The 16,447-nt window shown below is 65.6% G+C and carries 20 protein-coding genes and 1 tRNA gene; 12 read left to right on the forward strand and 9 right to left on the reverse strand.

Features of this window, described 5'->3' with window-relative positions; translation table 11 throughout:
• Positions 1-111 precede the first annotated feature (111 nt).
• The gene (locus P6897_RS10170) at positions 112-603 is read right to left on the reverse strand and encodes a sigma-70 family RNA polymerase sigma factor (RefSeq protein WP_282501116.1); all 492 of its coding nucleotides are present in this window, start codon (positions 601-603) and stop codon (positions 112-114) included.
• 259 nt (positions 604-862) lie between these two features.
• Here P6897_RS10170 and P6897_RS10175 point away from each other — a divergent pair, with 259 nt between their 5' ends.
• The 4 genes from P6897_RS10175 to P6897_RS10190 all read left to right on the forward strand — a co-directional run bounded on the left by P6897_RS10175 (position 863) and on the right by P6897_RS10190 (position 3,755).
• Positions 863-1,399, forward strand: coding sequence for a hypothetical protein (locus P6897_RS10175; protein ID WP_282501117.1), 537 nt, complete (start codon positions 863-865; stop codon positions 1,397-1,399).
• Positions 1,400-1,479: 80 nt separating this feature from the next.
• Positions 1,480-1,926 carry an HTH domain-containing protein gene (locus tag P6897_RS10180; RefSeq protein WP_282501118.1) on the forward strand — a complete coding sequence of 149 codons (447 nt, stop codon included), beginning with the start codon at positions 1,480-1,482 and terminating at the stop codon, positions 1,924-1,926.
• A gap of 178 nt (positions 1,927-2,104) precedes the next feature.
• On the forward strand, positions 2,105-3,271 hold the full coding sequence (locus P6897_RS10185) for a DUF697 domain-containing protein (protein ID WP_282501119.1): 1,167 nt from the start codon (positions 2,105-2,107) through the stop codon (positions 3,269-3,271).
• Positions 3,272-3,356: 85 nt separating this feature from the next.
• A complete protein-coding gene (locus P6897_RS10190; RefSeq protein ID WP_282501120.1) occupies positions 3,357-3,755 on the forward strand; it encodes a hypothetical protein in 399 nt (132 codons plus the stop codon).
• Between the two features lie 488 nt (positions 3,756-4,243).
• On the opposite strand, the gene P6897_RS10195 is transcribed toward P6897_RS10190, so the two are convergent.
• The 4 genes from P6897_RS10195 to P6897_RS10215 form a co-directional block, all read right to left on the reverse strand.
• Entirely contained in the window at positions 4,244-4,384 is a 141-nt protein-coding gene (locus P6897_RS10195) for a hypothetical protein (protein ID WP_282501121.1), read from the reverse strand.
• On the reverse strand, positions 4,368-4,964 hold the full coding sequence (locus P6897_RS10200; protein ID WP_282501122.1) for a hypothetical protein: 597 nt from the start codon (positions 4,962-4,964) through the stop codon (positions 4,368-4,370). The genes P6897_RS10195 and P6897_RS10200 overlap by 17 nt, the downstream gene beginning before the upstream one ends.
• A 199-nt stretch (positions 4,965-5,163) precedes the next feature.
• The gene (locus P6897_RS10205; protein ID WP_282502633.1) at positions 5,164-6,033 is read right to left on the reverse strand and encodes a DUF4190 domain-containing protein; all 870 of its coding nucleotides are present in this window, start codon (positions 6,031-6,033) and stop codon (positions 5,164-5,166) included.
• Between the two features lie 223 nt (positions 6,034-6,256).
• Positions 6,257-7,069 carry a CPBP family intramembrane glutamic endopeptidase gene (locus P6897_RS10215; protein ID WP_282501123.1) on the reverse strand — a complete coding sequence of 271 codons (813 nt, stop codon included), beginning with the start codon at positions 7,067-7,069 and terminating at the stop codon, positions 6,257-6,259.
• A gap of 235 nt (positions 7,070-7,304) precedes the next feature.
• Between P6897_RS10215 and P6897_RS10220 the strand changes: the two genes are divergently transcribed.
• Positions 7,305-8,516 (forward strand): sensor histidine kinase, encoded by a 1,212-nt coding sequence (locus P6897_RS10220; protein WP_282501124.1) that lies wholly within the window; start codon positions 7,305-7,307, stop codon positions 8,514-8,516.
• On the forward strand, positions 8,513-9,139 hold the full coding sequence (locus P6897_RS10225; RefSeq protein WP_282501125.1) for a response regulator transcription factor: 627 nt from the start codon (positions 8,513-8,515) through the stop codon (positions 9,137-9,139). Before P6897_RS10220 ends, P6897_RS10225 begins: the two co-directional genes overlap by 4 nt.
• 50 nt (positions 9,140-9,189) lie before the next feature.
• Here the strand turns inward: P6897_RS10225 and P6897_RS10230 are convergent, their stop codons facing one another.
• From P6897_RS10230 to P6897_RS10240, 3 genes are all read right to left on the reverse strand, one after another.
• Positions 9,190-10,941: a DNA/RNA helicase domain-containing protein gene (locus P6897_RS10230; RefSeq protein ID WP_282501126.1), complete on the reverse strand. Its 1,752-nt coding sequence runs from the start codon at positions 10,939-10,941 to the stop codon at positions 9,190-9,192.
• Positions 10,928-11,248: a nucleotide pyrophosphohydrolase gene (locus P6897_RS10235; RefSeq protein WP_282501127.1), complete on the reverse strand. Its 321-nt coding sequence runs from the start codon at positions 11,246-11,248 to the stop codon at positions 10,928-10,930. The genes P6897_RS10230 and P6897_RS10235 overlap by 14 nt, the downstream gene beginning before the upstream one ends.
• Before the next feature lie 73 nt (positions 11,249-11,321).
• Positions 11,322-11,393 (reverse strand) — tRNA-Arg (locus P6897_RS10240).
• 84 nt (positions 11,394-11,477) lie between these two features.
• On the opposite strand from P6897_RS10240, the gene P6897_RS10245 reads away from it, so the two are divergent.
• The 6 genes from P6897_RS10245 (at position 11,478) to P6897_RS10270 (ending at position 15,790) form a co-directional block, all read left to right on the forward strand.
• Positions 11,478-12,116 carry a hypothetical protein gene (locus P6897_RS10245; protein WP_282501128.1) on the forward strand — a complete coding sequence of 213 codons (639 nt, stop codon included), beginning with the start codon at positions 11,478-11,480 and terminating at the stop codon, positions 12,114-12,116.
• 117 nt (positions 12,117-12,233) lie between these two features.
• Positions 12,234-12,515 carry a hypothetical protein gene (locus P6897_RS10250; RefSeq protein WP_023954731.1) on the forward strand — a complete coding sequence of 94 codons (282 nt, stop codon included), beginning with the start codon at positions 12,234-12,236 and terminating at the stop codon, positions 12,513-12,515.
• 187 nt (positions 12,516-12,702) lie between these two features.
• Positions 12,703-14,301 carry a DUF4041 domain-containing protein gene (locus P6897_RS10255; protein WP_282501129.1) on the forward strand — a complete coding sequence of 533 codons (1,599 nt, stop codon included), beginning with the start codon at positions 12,703-12,705 and terminating at the stop codon, positions 14,299-14,301.
• A gap of 24 nt (positions 14,302-14,325) precedes the next feature.
• On the forward strand, positions 14,326-14,694 hold the full coding sequence (locus tag P6897_RS10260; protein ID WP_282501130.1) for an SdpI family protein: 369 nt from the start codon (positions 14,326-14,328) through the stop codon (positions 14,692-14,694).
• Positions 14,691-15,242, forward strand: coding sequence for a GNAT family protein (locus tag P6897_RS10265; protein ID WP_282501131.1), 552 nt, complete (start codon positions 14,691-14,693; stop codon positions 15,240-15,242). The genes P6897_RS10260 and P6897_RS10265 overlap by 4 nt, the downstream gene beginning before the upstream one ends.
• A gap of 77 nt (positions 15,243-15,319) precedes the next feature.
• On the forward strand, positions 15,320-15,790 hold the full coding sequence (locus tag P6897_RS10270) for a DUF805 domain-containing protein (protein ID WP_282501132.1): 471 nt from the start codon (positions 15,320-15,322) through the stop codon (positions 15,788-15,790).
• 45 nt (positions 15,791-15,835) lie between these two features.
• Here the strand turns inward: P6897_RS10270 and P6897_RS10275 are convergent, their stop codons facing one another.
• The gene (locus tag P6897_RS10275; RefSeq protein WP_282501133.1) at positions 15,836-16,315 is read right to left on the reverse strand and encodes a DUF2087 domain-containing protein; all 480 of its coding nucleotides are present in this window, start codon (positions 16,313-16,315) and stop codon (positions 15,836-15,838) included.
• Between the last annotated feature and the right edge of the window lie 132 nt (positions 16,316-16,447).

The following is a 16,447-nucleotide window of genomic DNA, read 5'->3' on the forward strand; positions in this document are numbered from 1 at the left end:
ATCATCCCCGAATGGCCTTTCCGTTCCTCCGCCGGACGCGCCAGCGCCTCCTTTGACGCGGCTCGAGGGCGCCACGGGAGTGTGCACTCCGGCGCCGGTTCGAGTTCACGACTAGAGGATGGCCGTCCCGGGCGCCCCGAGTTCTGCACGTAGCGCCACACGAGCACGCGCTAGACGTTGCCAGTACGAGACCGTTGTGCAGCCGAGGAACTGCGCGGCCTCAGCGGCGGGCAAACCGCACCAGTAGGTGAGCTTCAATACGAGCGCATCTGCTGGCCGCAGCCGCGCTATCGCGGCCTTCAGCTCCACGTCCGCTATGTCATCGATCTCGTGTTGCGCTACAACGAGTTGCGCTGCGATCGAACGTTGCGTTCGCTCCCTGACACGCGTTCGTCGTTGGTACTCGTTACCAATGAGATTTCGAGCCGTCTTCAGGAGCCATCCCCTGGTGATCGCAGTGCCGGCGGAGTACTTCTCCCATGCGATGGTGAAAGTTTCCGCCGTCAGATCCTGCGCTAAGTCCACGTCGTCGATGCGCAGACGGATGTAGTGTTCGACGACTCGAGCGTGGGCCTCGTAAAGAGCAGCGAACGCCTGTGGCATGTGACCTCCCTGCACCCCTACGAGCAGTTTGCCGAAGACGCCAAACCTGACACCTGACTTCTTGTTTCGTCGGAAGTCACGGCCCGGCGGGCCGCGTCGAGCACATGCTGTCAGGAACCTCCGGGCGACCAAACAGTACAAAGCGATCGGCTGCATTCTGGGCCGGCATCGACGATTCATCCATGTGGAGGGAAAAATCATGAGCACGGCAACGCAAGAGCCGACTGGACCGGGATCTAGGGCGAGTAGCGCTAGATCGATGGCTTTTCAGCGCGGGGCCCGCAGCAGGCGTTCGATCGGTGTGATCCTGGTCATGCTGATCGGAATCTTCTCGCTCGGCACAACGGCATCCGCTGCGAACGCGAGCGAACGCTTGGGCGCAGCGGAGTATCTCCTGGAAGTGGACGGGAGAGCGTACACGCTCCGAGAGGGTGAAACAGCGACCTTCGCCTTGCACCGAGTCGCCTCGCCCTCGGCGCCGGGCCAGATGACGCCCGACGCCGTGTACCCCGGCGACGCGGGCACGCTGACGGTGACCGGTTCGGGTGGCAGCTTTCACTACAGCATCGCTATGTCGATTCCGGCGACGTCTTTCACCGGTTCGTTCAGTGTCACCGACGTGAGCCATGGCCTTTCGGGCGGCACGACTATCGTGTCTGGGTTCTCCGGTTCGGTGCCGACTAGCCGTCTGCGCGGTCATCGGTATTCCGGAGTGCTGACCGGTACGGCATTCCTCGTGGGAGTGCCGGTTGCCACCGTTGTCCCGAACTACACGCTCTACACGTACACGAGATAAAATCCGAAACACCGGTGGCGGGATGAGCCTGCCTCCTCCCGCCACCGTCGCTCTGCCCATGCCGATCGAAGGAGTTGACTGTGGCCGCTCAAATGTTCAATACCGCCGAGGAACTCAGCCGTGCCGTCGCTGACGGGCGCATTTCCGAGACGGCTCTCGAGGCCATCACCCAGACGCCGACCGCGACGCTTCGCGCTTTCCTCACCGGCTCTGAAAAGGACACTTACGGTGTCACGACGGATCTTCAGCCGCTCTCCGCAGACGAGGCGACCCGGTTGTCCGTCCTCGCGTCGCAGATCCTTCAGGGCTTCGACATCGGCGACGACGAGCGTCTGCAGGCGATCCTCGAAGGACTGACGACGCAGTTCCATCTCACTCTCGAAAACATCGCGTTGCTCGCGCGGCTCGACTCCGCGGACCTTGCCACGGCGCGTCGTGACCCGAGCTCGCTGCCCCCGGAGCGCAAGTACGCGCTGGCTACGCGGCTCTCGTACCTCACTAACGCGATCGAGCGCGCGCGTCCATGACGAGCTCGGCAGCTTGGGGCTACGCGACATCCGAACTGGGCGCGAACGACGCACTCGGCTACCTCGCAGACCTCTAGGCTCATCACGTCCGAGCGCGTAGGAGAGGTCTGACACCGCCGGTTTCGACGTCGACATCGGATCGGCGCTTCAGAGGCGCGGGACGAGGGATGATCGACCTGTGACTGACAAGCGTGACAAGAAGACGCCGAAAGCCTCAGAGGCCGATGAGCGGACGTTCATCGAGGCGAACTCCGAGGCAAAGTCGCGGTACGGGCGCTTCAACCTCGCCGTCATCGGCGGCACCGGAGTCGGCAAGTCGTCGCTCGTCAACGCGGTGTTCGGTCGCGACCTCGCGAAGGTCGGGAAAGGCCTGCCCGTCACGCGGGGCGTGAAGTACTACAGCGATCCCTCTCTCGGCATCTGGGACATCGAAGGATTCGAGATCGGATCCGCAACTCCCCCGGCAGACATCCTGCGAGGTCATTTGCGAACGATCTCCGAGCGTCCGGCCATCGAGCAGATCTCCGTCGTCTGGTACTGCTTGCTCTCGCAGCTGCCGCGGCTCACGCAGCCCGACATCGACATGATCCGCGAGCTGGATGCCGCGGGGCTTCCCGTCATCCTCGTCCTCACGAAGGTCGACTGGTCGAAGAACCCGATCACGGGCAAGCGCAGCGCACCGGACGACGTGACCGAGTTCCAGGAGTGGCTCGAAGACCCCGTCGACGGCGAGGGGCGGCCGATCGACATCCCGATCCAGCGGGTCATCCTCACCTCCACGGCTGGTAAGCACGGAAAGGGCAAGGGGCACGGCCTCGGTGAGCTCGTGGCGGAGACCCTGACCCTCTCGCCGGACAACGAGAAGGACGCCTTTCGCATCGCGCAAAGACTCAACCTCCCGTGGAAAAGGGAGCTCGTCCGCCCCGTCATCACCGGTGCCGCAGGAGCCGCAGCGGCAGCCGCGGCGGTTCCCGTTCCGGTTGCCGACGCCGTGGTTCTCGCGCCGATCCAGCTCGCGATGATGGGCCGGATCGCGGCGATCTACGATCTCGAGCTCACGACGATGATGTCAGCGGGAGCACTCGCTCAGCTCGGCGTCCAGATCAGCGGACAGGCTCTGGCGCGGAGCTTTCTCAAGCTCATCCCCGGCGCGGGGAGCGTCATCAACGCGGGGGTCGCCTTCGCTCTCACCGCCGCGGCCGGCGAAGCCTGGATGCGGCTGTGCGAGAACGTGCACACCGGCAAGATCGACGTCTCGAAGGTCACCGATTCGTGGGGCGACTACGCACCCGGGTTGCTCGAGGTCGTACGCAAGATGGCGGAGCGGCGCGTGCTGAAGCGCTGACGCACTGGTGTGGCTGAGTCTAGGTCGCCGGCGGGTGGGACGACAGTAGCGAGATGCGGTGGCCCCGCCGCGCCATGATGGGTCCATGAGCTCCGCGCGCACCGTGACCCGCACCGTCGTCCGTCGGCTGACGCGGTGGGGCACGGCATCTGTGCTCGTCGGTGGGGCATTCGCGCTCCCGCAACGCACGCGCGGGTTCGGAGTGCAGACCCTGATGTGGGGCGCAATCAACCTCGCGCTCGCGGCCGTCACCCGCAGGAGGGGCGAGGTCCCGAAGACGCAGACCTTGCGCCGCATCCTGCTCGTGAACACAGCGCTCGATGTCGGCTACGTCGCCGCGGGCGCCCATCTCGCCGTTCGGACGCCGACCTTCGGCGGCCGCCTACGACCCGCCGACGCGCGCGGTCACGGCCTGGCCGTCGTGCTGCAGGGGGCGGCGCTGTTCGTCATCGATCTCACCGCCGCCCGGCGCCTCCGGCACTGACGCGCGGTCAGCCCCGACGATCGACCCATTCCGCTTCGGGCCAGCTGGCGCAACCGCCGAAGCACGTGAGAGTGCGCCGGACGAAACCCCGGCCAGCCGTGGACCCGACCCGACATCAGGGGCGGGTCGTCCCAGGAATGGTGCTGCGGGAAAGGCCGATGGGCTGGTGCCGCTCGTGGCCTACCGCGACTGGGCTAACCGCGGGCCTTCGACCATGCGGGTCTGGATCCGACGCGGTGACAGGCGCAGTTTGGCGGGCCGCATGACGCGCCCCTGCGACTAAGCGATCGGAGATGTCGCCCGGCCGGGTGCGCGCTGTCGCCTGTCGATCGTTCGCCACTTAGCCCGCGACTCCCCTGAGTCGGTCGCCCGCCCGCGTGCGAGGTCGCTCGATCGCTATCCCCGTTGGCCGATCCAGCCGGCTAGGCCCGGCCGGGCGGATATGGCCCGGCCATCCACGGTCGGGAGTCGTGATCGGTCAGTCGTGCTCACACGCCGTGCGACGAGGCGTTCACGTCGCCCGCCGCGGCGACCGCTGACTTCAGCAGTTGGAAGCGGTAGCGCAACTCGTCGGCGGCCTTGACGTGATAGTCACACGAAGAGAGTGACTCATCACTGGACGCGCTCACGCATGTCCTCGTAGGAACCGCTGTCCAATACCTCCTCAGTTGCATCGTCGACAAATTCCACAACCACGTCGACGTCATCGGCACCGACGCCACTGAACTGCTGGAACAGTGCCCCCTGGATGCAGAAACCCAGGGCGAGAAGGCTCTCGAGCGCGCCGTACCGTTCGGCATCCACGTGGACCTTGAACGATGTCATCGCCTCATTGAACTCTACGGCTGTGACCGAATTCGTCTCATCCGCAATCAAACCGTCTGCGGCTGTCTGCGCGGATGCACGCATCTGCGCGAGCATGTCCGCCTGCTGCGCTCGCGTCATCGTGTAAACCACGGCGTCGCCGTCGATCACTGCCGAGATGCCCTCCTGCTCGGCGGCGTCGACGATCTGCTCGTCCGCGAGCACGCCCTCCTGATCGATCAGGGTGCGCGGGAGACGGATGTCGACCGTCGCGATAGCCTCTTCTACCTCGATCGCCGGAGTCGTCGAGGACGCGTCAGGGCCCCTCTCGCCACCCGCCGAACACGCGCCGAGGGACAGAACGGCAACGGCAATCAGCGCGGCGATAGCAGGACGAGCTTTCATGGGACCCCCAGATGTCGATGTCGAGCGGATCGACTCAGTTGAGCTTAAGCTCCCGGCGCTTCGGTACCCCGTCGGCCTTCGACGGGCGTACGCAGCGCGGTCCGGTCTGCGCCGTTATCTCGACGCCGCACCAGACCGTCGACATACTCGATCAGTTGCCCGCGCCTGTGGCGTTGCCACCTGGCGAGCGAACGCGCCCTCAGAACGATATGTAGTTACCGTTGTCATGCAGCATGAACGATTGCGCAGTCTCGGGTACCACGTAGGCCGTGTAGCCGGTGAAGGAGTTGCCCGGGTAGAGGGTCGGCCCCTCCCACATCTGCGGCATTCCGTCGCCGAAAACGACCGATTCGCTTGAGTACTGATTGCCTTCCGCCGTAGCGAGCGAGAGATCCCATTCCGCTAAGCTCGGCTCCACTCCATCAGCGTCGATACCAGTCATGGTGAGCTCTACGACGACGTACTTGAAGCCGCTCGGTGCCGGCGAGTTGAACTGATTCCAATCATTCACGAGCCCGCCTGCGTTTGCATCCACGATTCGCCCGGTGAGACTGTACTTCTCGCCTCCGAACAGGCCGACAGCGACGTAAGGCTGGGGATAAGGGTGTTCAGCTGACCCGTCCGCACTCGGCGCCGCAGGCTCCGCAGCCGGTTGTGACGGGGCCGATTCCTCGGCGACCGGCTCTTCCGCCGGCGGTTCCGGCTCCTGTGTCGCTGGCGGCTCGACAGCCTCCGCTGCCGGCGAGGCAGCCGCCACCGGCCTTGCCGGGGCAGTCACGACATTCATGAAGCCGATCGTCATCACCAGCCCTGTGAGCATCCCGAGGCTACCGAGCACGAGGCCGAAAATGCCCATCACCTTCGACTGGTGCTTGACCAGTGCAAAGATGCTCAGCGCGACGGCCGCCACCCCGAGCAGCAACCCCAACCACGGAATCCAGCCGATAACGAAAGCGCAGATACCAACGATCAATGCAGCGAGCGCCAAACTCTTGGGCTTCGCAGGAGCATTGCCGGGGTACGCGGGCGCGTTCGGAGCCTGCGTGTACGTCGCAGTGGCAGCGCTCATTGCGATCGAACCGTTACCCGTCGCCGGCGACGGCGAGGGCTGTGGCCCGCTCCCGGGCGGCGGCGACTCGAGCCAGCGTGAGCCGTCCCAGTAACGCGGTTCATTGTTTGCGTGCGGTGCCGCGTACCAGCCGGCAGGTGTTCCAGACATTCGTCTCCCCAGATGAAATCCAACGCCCCAGTGCGTCTCTGGGGACGTTACCGCCTATCGAGCACCTCGCCAGTCACGCGAGCACCCTTCCCCCTCGAAGTGCGGGGATTGTCAGCGCGATTCCGATGACCACCTGAACTCCCCCGATCGCGAGCCACGAGCTGACGGCATCCACTTCCGGCATGGCCGCCACGGCGATGTAGTTGCCGACGTGGAAGCCACCGTGCACGCCGACGGCGGCCCACAGCGACCCGGTCCACAGCAGCAGTCCGACGGCGAGCAGGGAGAACCCGAGCGGAAGCGCGAGGTACAGCACGTGCTCCGAGACCGATTGCTGTCCGCCCTGGGACACCAGGTGGATGGCGGTGAAGACGAGCGTGGTGACTGTGATCGCCAAGACGGGGCGGTCGCGCAGTCGCCAGAGCAGCCATCCGCGGAACAGCAGTTCCTCGGGCAGTGACTGCTGCACGAAGGCGAGCCCGAGGTAGTAGATGATCAGCAGCGCGCTGACGAGCACGACGTCCTGTTCGCCGCCGGGAAGTTCGTCGTCTCGGATGGGACCGATCGCCGGAAGCGCTGCATAGACGATGACCACGGTGAGCGCAGAGACTCCGATGCCGAGCGCAAGCCACAGACCCGAGCTGCGTCGCCAGCTCCAGCCCGCGGCTCGCAGGGGTGCGCGCTCGACCGTGGTCATCCAGATGCGCAGCACGAGTAGGACGAATCCGAGCACCGATAGTTGCACGACTGCGGCGAGCGCGAACCCCCACGGGGACGAACCGCCGAAGACCTCCGCCGCCCCCGGAATCAGAACCACAACGGCGGGAATCACCCCCGCCAGGAGGTTCGCCGCCATCAGGATCGCGACCGCGACGACTGCTCTCACGATGATGCCGAGCGGACCCACACCGAGTCGGGGCGGCTGCGCAGGCTGAACGTGGTCGCCCGAAGTAGTGGCGCTGGATGCCGGTGAGGAGCTCATATCGCAAAGCTAAAAGCCGGCCTTCGGCTGCGCATCGTCCTCGAGTCAGTCCTGCTCGTTCCGGCAGTCACTTGTCGCCGGGCAAAAGTCGTGACTCGGGTCACCGCCATGACCCGCGTCGCCTACATACGCTGAAGCCATGGCGCGCATTCCGACTCTCCGTACCGGTCTGCTCGACATCGCCGTGAGCTTGGGCTTGGCCGGTCCGGTTCTGATGGTGCTGTACTCCTACGACTCCCGTCCCCTCTGGCTCACGGTGACGGTCACGGTTCTGACGGTCGTCTCCGTTGCCCTCTGGGTCATCTGGCGCAGGTCGGGCCAGCGTTCGCGTGTTGCGGCCGCCCTATTCGCGGTCATCGCCGTCGTCGTGATGTCGTTCGGCAACGGCGCCCTCTACTACGGCATTATCTGGGCGGCTCTGCTGATGCTGGGCGTCACGTTCTCCGCGACGAGAGTGCTGTGGGGCTATGCGACCACGCTCGTACTCATCGTCCTGTCCCTGCATCTCGCCAGCGGAAGCCCGGCAGAGTTCATGCTCGCGGAGGCCATCGGCACGGCAGTGCTCGCGGGGATCGCTGCGGCAGTCGCGGTCGTGCTGCGAGACAGTCTGCGCGTGAACGACGATCTGCAGGATGCCCTTGCGCGGCTCGACGCGGCGCATGCCGAGTTGCAACGACGGTACGCCGCCGATCGCGATCTGGTCCTCGCGCAGGAACGGGAGCGCACGGCCCGCGAACTGCACGACGACCTCGGCCATCGCCTTACGGCGGTCGGCCTCTCGTTGGACTACGCCAGTCGCGTCGCCGACCCGGCCGCAGCACGCGCTGAGATCGTTCACGCCCGAGCGGTCGTCGGCGAGAGTCTGGAAGCGATGCGGCGGCTCGTCCGTGCGATGCATCCGATCGAACTCGGCGAGCTCGGCGACCTCGACGCGTTCCGCACGCTGGCCAAGAGCTTCCGCGGCACGGGACTGACTGTCTCGGTCGAGATCGAGGGCGAGCGCTCTCTGCCACGCGAGCACGCACTGCTCCTCCTCCGCTTCGTTCAGGAAGGTCTGACAAACGTCATCCGACACGCGGATTCCGCCACCGCCAGCCTGCGCATGGAGGTCGGCGCCACGTCGATTCAGGCGACGCTCGACGACGATGGCGTCGCGTCCCAGGGTGGGACACCGCCGGCTGCGGGCTTCGGCCTGCGCTCGCTGCGTGCACGGGCCGAGGAGCTTGGTGGCTCGCTGGCGGTTGAGGGAGGGGCGTCGGGTTTCCGACTCTCGATGCTGCTGCCCGTCCGGGCGGGCGGCGAGACTGCGGGTGCCCCGGAAGATGTGAGCGTGCCGGCGGGAGTCGCGTGAGCGCCATCCGCGTGCTCGTCGTCGACGATCAAGAGCTGCTCCGTCGAGGCCTGCGAATGATCCTCGAGACCGACAGCGGCGTCGAGGTGGTCGGCGAAGCGGAGGACGGTTCGCGAGCGCTCGCGCTCATCCCGACCGTCCGCCCCGACATCGTGCTCGCGGATGCGCGCATGCCCGTCCTCGATGGACTGGGGCTCTTGCGAGAGTGCGCGGTGCATCATCCGGGTCTGCCCGTGCTGGCCCTTACGACGTTCGACGACGCGGAACTCGTTCGGTCGCTGCTCGAGGCGGGCGCCGCGGGGTTTCTTCTGAAGGATGTCTCACCCGACCGGCTGCTCGACTCGATCAGGCATGTCGTCGACGGTGGCCTGGTCATCGATCCGCGCGTCGCACGCGTCGCGCTCAGCCGTGACAGCAGTGCCGCTCCCCCGCTCTCACCCGTGCTGACGCAGACGGAGCAGGCCGTCGCGGACCTGCTCGCGCTCGGGCTACCGAACGCGGAGATCGCGGCTCGCCTGCACCTGGCTCACGGCACCGTGAAGAACGCGGTCTCGGCGCTGCTGAGGAAGTTTGCGCACACAGACAGGACGTCGCTGGCGTTGGAGTTGGCGCGCGGGCGGTGAGCGCAATCAGGGCTCCGCTCGGGAACCGCTCGCGGGCGCTCACACTCGGGTCAGGCGTGGCCCTCTTTCAGGCCGACATCGATGACAGATCTCATATACTCCCGGAGATCAGGGTCGCAGACGTACACGTACGTCCCCAGAATCCCGCGCGTCAGCAGGACTCCGTAGATGTTTTGAACGAGCGCGAGGAGATCTGCATCCGTCGTGCGCCGACCAAGCTGGCTCAGGTTCTCCTTGCCCTTCCTATCGCGGTACGCAGCGCGGTCCACCACTACTCGTCCGTCATAGCACAAGTCGTTGCCGATGATCACGCCGGTGTAGTTGAGGTCGTATCCCTGAACCGTATGGATGGATCCGACCTCCTCCAGCGACCCGGGAGAGTTGATCCAGTCCTTATCAGTGCGATTCCACGTGAACGGGATACCTTCCAGCTCGAAGTCGAATCCCGGTTTGTTCCCTCGTGTCTTCCAATCCCAGGCGTAACCGGCCACGAGACGGGCGAGCCCAACCTCGCGGTCGCGCTTGCGGATCGCAGCTTGCATGCCCGCGACGCTGTCGAAAAACCTCAGATCGTATGCGCCGAAGTCAGGGCGGTCTCCCGCCCGCAGCTCGCCTCGCAGCAGCTGACGAGTGAATCCGACATAGTCGGCATCCGCCCTCACGCGCATCTGTCTCGCTAAGGGGAACCACCGATTGTCTCGCTGCGCGCCCCTGACCTCGGTGTCAAGCACGTCGCTCGGGAGGTCTGCCGGCCGGACACCCTGCCGCTCGTCGATGAGCAAGATCTGGTGACGGCTTTGCGCACGGACCCAGTCGAGTTGAGTCTTGGTCGTGTCGTCCACTCCGAAGAGCCGTGCGTTGATCTCAGCGAAGTCCCGGTTTCGGATGCCCGACGACTGATTCGCGCGGCGATTGAGCCGGTGCGTCTCGTCCACGATCAGCAGGTCGAACGGCACAGTCGACTTGCCCACATCGAACGGGTTGAGAACGAGCTCTTCGCTGACCTTGGGGGTCTTCCGAAAGACCTTCTTGATCGAGTCACGTAACGACTGCTGCGGGACGACGAGCCCGATACGGACGCCCCTCAGCAACTCCCGGTTTTCAGGAACGAAAAACTCCGCGAAGAGAGAATCCTGTTCGACTTCATCCGCGTCGTCATAGTCGCGTATGTCGCCCAGCAGCTTCATGAGGAAGATAGCAACGATGGTCTTGCCCGTGCCGGGGTTCCCCTGGATGACGCTGGTGGATCGGGTGCCCGCCGCGAGATCTTGCAGAAGCGCCTCGACGATCTGCTCGACGGCAATCGCTTGCTCATGCGTGAGGACCTTGAACGGTGAGAGCTTGAATAGATCGGTGTTCTCGATCTCGGGGATGCTCCGCTGAAATAGCCCCTCGGAGCGCAGCTGCTCGAAGACGTCACGGAAGCTCTCCCGGTACCGTTCCCGCTCGTAGTAGCGAGCATCGATGATGCCCTCGTTGCCGTTGAGGACGGTGAAGTGCCCGTCACCCGCAAGCCAGCGGATGAGATGCGATTCGAGATCGAGACACGCTGACTTGTTGAACGCCTCGTCAATCACCACCCGCGATCGGCGCAACGCTGCCTTGGCCGGGTTGCGCAGGTGCTGCTCCATCCGCGAGGCGGCATTGATGGTCTCGCCGACATAGACGAGCGGTGGGCCCGGGGCTCCGGCGCTGTCGAGTACGTACACGACCGGCCAATTCGTCCGCCGCTCATCTTCAGACGCCCAAGCCCGAACGTTCGACACGGTGAGGTCGAGCTCCTCGATCTCAGAGGGCGTCATACTTGGTGCTCCGTCCCCTCGCCTTGTCGACGGGGTACTTTGCCCGGGTCTCGGCAAGCTTGTCGAGAACGATCTGGTCCAGGTCGAGGCCAAGCCGCTCCGCGAGAAGAGTGCAGTAGGTTACGACGTCAGCCAGCTCTTCTCGGACCCGCGTCTCGTCGGCATCGTCGCTCCACTGAAAGCACTCGAGCAGCTCTGCGGCTTCTATCGAGATGCTCTTGGCGAGGTTGCTCGCCGTGTGGAACTGACTCCAGTCACGCTCGGCGACAAACTGCGACAACGCTTCTTTCACCGACTCACTCGTCACGGTGCGACGGTACCGCAGGCGGACCCCACTCACTGCTTCCGAGGCCCGGAACAGCGAGCTAGCGAGTGATAGGTGCCCCTGGAGGGATTCGAACCCCCGACCCGCTCCTTAGGACGGAGTGGCTCTTCCACTGAGCTACAGAGGCAAGGCACCCCAAGTCTAGACGGCCGCGGGCCGCGGCATCCCGTCTCTCCTCAGCCCCACCGCGCCCCGCCCTAAGCTGACCAGCGTGACCCGAGACGCCCCAGCCGCTGCGCCAGCGCGCAGGCCGCTGCGGACGGCGCTCGGGATGCTCGCCGCCTCCGTCCTCTTCTTCGCCACCATGGCCACGTGGATCGGCGGGCTCATCGCGTTCCACGCGCTCGGTATCCCGATGCAGGGCGATGAGTGGCTCGGCTGGGTGCTCGCGGGGCTCATCGCCCTCGCGGTGTGGCCGCTCGCGGGACGGCGAGCACATCGCGAGTTCTGGGCTCACCAGCACCACGGCGCCACTCCGCCGAAAGCGTCCGTGACGGCACCGGACCGCGCTCTCCGCATCCTCGTCATGGTCGTCGGCGCGGCGGGGCTCGTCGCGCTGTGCGGGCCGCGCAACATCACTCTCGCCCTGGCCGAGGCGTGGCAGGTCCTCGCTCCCGGCGGACGGTCATCGAGCGCGCTCCTGCAGCTGATCGGTCTGCTGCTGTGCTTCGTGCTGATGGTTCCGCCGATGCTCATCACACAGCGGAGCCTCCGCCGCACCCCGCGCGATCACCCGGATCGCCTCAGTCTCGAGCTCCGCCAGAACTGGTACGTCTCGGCGGCGACCGCGTGGGTCTGCTGCCTGCTGCTCGGGCTGATCGTGAGCTTCGTTCTCGTCAGAACCCTCTGACGCGATAGCCGTCCGCCGACCTTCAGAATCCCCTGGGAGTCGGCGCTCACGTTTGCGTTCGGCTCGGATTCTCGGAATCGTGGCGGGCTCCGCAGCAATCCACGGAAGGAGAGCTTCATGCTCACGCTCACCGAGAACGCCGCCACCGCGGTGAAGAACCTCACCGCCCAGATCCCCGCCGAGACCGGCGGTATCCGTATCAGCGACTCCGGCTCCCCCGAAACCGGCTTCGCCCTCTCCCTCGCCGAGGCCCCGCACAGCGAGGATGCCGTCGTCGAAGCCGATGGTGCACGCATCTTCGTCGACCCGGCCGCGGCCCTTGCGCTGGATGACCGCGTGCTCGACGCGCAGGTCGACGGCGAGGGCGCGATCAGCTTCGCGCTCGGCGTCCGGGGCTGACACCCCGACAGACTTCGAGAGCCCCGGCACCCGCATCCTCAGCGCGGAAGCCGGGGCTCTCGTCTGTCCGGCCGACAGCAAAGTGAGTCCAGGATGCGACGCGCATTCATCGCCGGCGACAAGCGAAATTTGAGCATCGCCCGCCGTCGGGCATATTAGAGGGGTCTCATCTGAAAGGCCCAACGACGTGACCGATCGCACCTCTTCCCCGCCCGCATCGTGGTATCCCGACCCGGGTGGAATATACGAGAGCCGCTACTGGGACGGCGCTACCTGGACCGACCACATCGTGATCAATGGGGTTCAAACGCGCGAGCAGGTCCGCGAAACACCCGAAAGCGCCGCTGCCACGCTCGGCCAGCCCACGACACGGCGCGCGGCCCGTGAATTGACGGTCAGCGAGTCCGTAAGCGATGACATGCCCGCTGCGGGCGGGCAGGTCGGCGCACCCATCCTTGATGAAGCTGCGCCCACCATCGCCCAACAGCCGAGCGCGCCTCTCGCCCCGCAGGAACTGTCGCCAGCTCGGTCGACACCGCCGCAGAAGGTGCCGTTCTTCGGTGCCCGCAAGTTCGCTCAGGACCTCCAAGCAGAGAATGCCCGCCTCGAGGAACTCATCGCTCGCTACGGCCTTCGCGAGCTTGCCGACTTGGACGCGGCGAAAGTGAGCATTCAGGCGGAGACCGCGCGGGCAGAAGCGGATCTTGACCGCGCTCGTTCCGGTGCCTTCGCGGCCCACCAGGAGAAGGCATCGGTAGCCGCCCAGGTCATCGACCTCCGCAATCAGATCGAACTGCAGGAGTTCGGACTCTTCGATTTCGAGCATCCCGCGGAAAGCTCAGTAGCGCTAGCGACGGAACTTGAGTCCGTGCGCAGCGAGATCAAGAGCAAGATTAGAGCTGGTGGGGCCACGCAGGCCACGCAGAACTTCACGTTCAACAACAGCGCCGCCAAGGGACGAAAGTTGGTCGCCGACATGTCGAAGCTTCTTCTGCGGGCCTACAACGCCGAGGCTGAGAACTGCGTCAAGACGGTTCGAGCAGGCAACCTCGATGCGGCACGCAAACGCCTTTCGACAGTCGTCGATCAGGTCGAGCGTCTCGGCAAGATGATCGATCTGCGCATCACTCCCGGGTACCACCGGCTTCGGCTGCGCGAGCTCGAACTTGCGAGCCGTCATCTCCAGGCGGTCCAGGCCGAGAAGGAGCTCGAGCGCGCACGACGCGAGGAACTGCGGGAGCAGAAGAAGGCTGAGCAGGAGCTCGCGCGAGAGAAAGAGCGGCTGCAGAAGGAGCGCTCGCATTACGCGAACGCGCTCGCGACCCTGGAAGCGAAGGGTGACCTCGAAGGGGCACAGCGCATTCGCGAGAAGCTCGACGATGTTGAGAACGCGATCGAGAACGTTGACTACCGCGCGGCGAACATCCGAGCCGGTTACGTATACGTGATCAGCAACATCGGTGCTTTTGGCCCCGATGTCGTGAAGATCGGACTCACACGACGGCTCGACCCCATGGACCGGGTGAACGAGCTCGGAGACGCGTCCGTGCCGTTCCGATTCGACGTGCACGCGCTGTTCTTCGCCGATGACGCTGTTGCGATCGAGTCCATGCTGCACCAGCAGTTCGCTGAGCAACGGCTGAACAAGGTGAACCTGCGGCGGGAGTACTTCCGCGTGACGCCCGAAGACGTACTCAACGCGCTGAATGAGCATCACGTCGAGGTCCTCGAGTACACCCTGGACCCGGTTGCAGCCGAGTATCGGAGCTCCATCGCCGTCGTCTGAGACCCCGTCGATAGGGTCGAAGGGATGGAAGCTGAGATCATCCCCCGCATCGTCCTCTTCGTCACGATGGCCGGCTCGGGTGCGCTGCTCATCTGGATGGCGCGGGCCGCGGCATCCGGAAAGCTGAGGCGGAACTCGCTCGCCGGCATCCGCACACCCAGCACCATGGCCAGCGACGAAGCCTGGCTCGCTGCCCACGAACGTTCGAAGGGGGCGACCCTCCTCACCGGTTACCTGTCCATCGCAATCGGCGTGATTTCTCTCGTGCCGATGCCGCCGGCAGCGCTCGGGATCATGGTGCTCGTGGGCGCCGCGCTCATGATCATCGTGATGATGTGGGGAACCCGCGTCGGCACCAAAGCGGCGTTGGCGGCAACCGAGGCAGCGCGATGACACCAACGCCCGTCGAGATGAACCTGCACGACGACGTCGTCTTGCGGTCTCTCCGCCCAGAGGATGCGGCGGCCCTTGCCGAGGCGTACCGCGTGAATAGCGAATACCTCGCACCTTTCGAGCCCCTCCGCCCGGCGAACTTCACCACCGAGGCAGGTCAGCGCACCGAGATCGCCGCGCTCACCGCGAGCCGCGAGGCCGGTACGGCACTCCCCCTCGTCCTCGCCCACGGATCGCGGATCATCGGGCGGACCACGCTCTCGGGCATCACACGCGGAGCCTTTCAGAGCGGCAACCTCGGCTACTGGATCGACCAGAGCTACGCAGGTCGCGGCCTCATGACCGCCGCGGTTGACGAGATCTCACGCCTCGCGGCGGACGAGCTGCAACTGCACCGCATCCAGGCCGGCACGCTCGTCGACAACGTCGCCTCGCAAACCGTGCTCAGAAAGTGCGGCTTCATCGAATTCGGGCTCGCACCTCAATACCTGCTCATCGCCGGGCGCTGGCAGGACCACCGGCTATTCCAGAGGATTCTCGCGAGATAACCCGCGGGCGAGCGCACGAATACGGCAGGATAGGCCCGCACCATTCTCGTGAGTCGAACCACCCACTGGAGGATCCTGTGACCTACGCCGCCGCTCCGCAAGCTCCCGCTTCCGGGCCCACTCCCCTGTCACAGCCTCTTTACGGCGCCTCGTTCGGCCAGGCGTTCGCCCGCTTCTGGCGGAAGTACGTGACCTTCTCGGGTCGCGCGAGCCGGAGCGAATTCTGGTGGTTCTACCTCGCGCACGCGCTCATCGTGACGGCGATCTTCGCGTTCATGATCGTCGGTGCGTTCTCCGGGATGACGACCGATCCCGTCACGGGACGGGACCAGCCCGGGCCGCTCATCGGCGTGGGTGCGTTCCTGTTGGTGCTCTGGCAGCTCGCAACCTTCATCCCGATGATCGCCCTGTCGTGGCGCCGGCTGCACGATGCCAACCTGGCCGGTCCGTTCTGGTTCCTCGGATTCGTGTTCCCCATCGGCGGCGTCGTCGTCCTCGTGCTCTGCGCACTGCCGAGCAACCCCGCCGGGGCACGCTTCGACAAGTAACCGCGGTCGCCCCGTAAACCGAGGCCCGCAGAAAACTGCTCGCCGTCACTCCCCGCGATCGGCGAGCCAGTACAGCGCACCGTCGGCCGTGCGCTCGAGCACTCCGGTGTCGACGGCGTGGCGGCGGAAGAACGCGACATCCGTCACGAACACGCTCAGCCGCTCGTTGAGCGCCGGCTCGGTGACTTGTTCGCCGGCGCCGACGACCCGGCGGGCCACGGCCGCCACAGCGGAGTCGAGCTCGTCGAGCGCGAGGTCGCCGGCGGAGATCCGCGACCCCTGCAGAACGGCGAGCGGGCCGAGCTGAGCGTCGAGCGCGGCGAGCGCGTCATCCAGAAAGCTCTCGTTCAGGCGCACGCCGTCATCCGTTCGCTCGGCGATGCCGCTCCGGACGAACGCCTCCGACTCTCGATCAACGGATGCCGACGGCGTCGACCCGATCAGATCGGTGAAGGCGCCCCGCAGCCGCGGACTCCGAAGCATCATGACGAGGGAGCGAACCGGACGCAGCGACGAAGCGGACATCCCTCGATCCTCACCGAGCCACACGCGCGTAGCAAGACGACGGCGACGCTAAAGCGCATGTAGACCCAGGTACTGGTCGCCCAGACAAGTCCGAACCGCAGTCCGATGTGGCATGTCGCGCCCCTTCGTAGC

It is taken from the genome of Microbacterium sp. BDGP8, assembly GCF_029991045.1.
Classification (GTDB): domain Bacteria; phylum Actinomycetota; class Actinomycetes; order Actinomycetales; family Microbacteriaceae; genus Microbacterium; species Microbacterium plantarum.

Excerpts from the sequence above, each read along its gene's own strand:
- P6897_RS10190 (WP_282501120.1), top strand. The coding sequence starts at position 3,357 with ATGAGCTCCGCGCGCACCGTGACCCGCACCGTCGTCCGTCGGCTGACG.
- P6897_RS10250 (WP_023954731.1), top strand. The coding sequence starts at position 12,234 with ATGCTCACGCTCACCGAGAACGCCGCCACCGCGGTGAAGAACCTCACC.
- P6897_RS10260 (WP_282501130.1), top strand. The coding sequence starts at position 14,326 with ATGGAAGCTGAGATCATCCCCCGCATCGTCCTCTTCGTCACGATGGCC.
- P6897_RS10265 (WP_282501131.1), top strand. The coding sequence starts at position 14,691 with ATGACACCAACGCCCGTCGAGATGAACCTGCACGACGACGTCGTCTTG.
- P6897_RS10230 (WP_282501126.1), bottom strand. The coding sequence starts at position 10,941 with ATGACGCCCTCTGAGATCGAGGAGCTCGACCTCACCGTGTCGAACGTT.
- P6897_RS10275 (WP_282501133.1), bottom strand. The coding sequence starts at position 16,315 with ATGTCCGCTTCGTCGCTGCGTCCGGTTCGCTCCCTCGTCATGATGCTT.
- P6897_RS10200 (WP_282501122.1), bottom strand. The coding sequence starts at position 4,964 with ATGAAAGCTCGTCCTGCTATCGCCGCGCTGATTGCCGTTGCCGTTCTG.
- P6897_RS10220 (WP_282501124.1), top strand. The coding sequence starts at position 7,305 with ATGGCGCGCATTCCGACTCTCCGTACCGGTCTGCTCGACATCGCCGTG.
- P6897_RS10175 (WP_282501117.1), top strand. The coding sequence starts at position 863 with ATGGCTTTTCAGCGCGGGGCCCGCAGCAGGCGTTCGATCGGTGTGATC.
- P6897_RS10170 (WP_282501116.1), bottom strand. The coding sequence starts at position 603 with ATGCCACAGGCGTTCGCTGCTCTTTACGAGGCCCACGCTCGAGTCGTC.
- P6897_RS10205 (WP_282502633.1), bottom strand. The coding sequence starts at position 6,033 with ATGAGCGCTGCCACTGCGACGTACACGCAGGCTCCGAACGCGCCCGCG.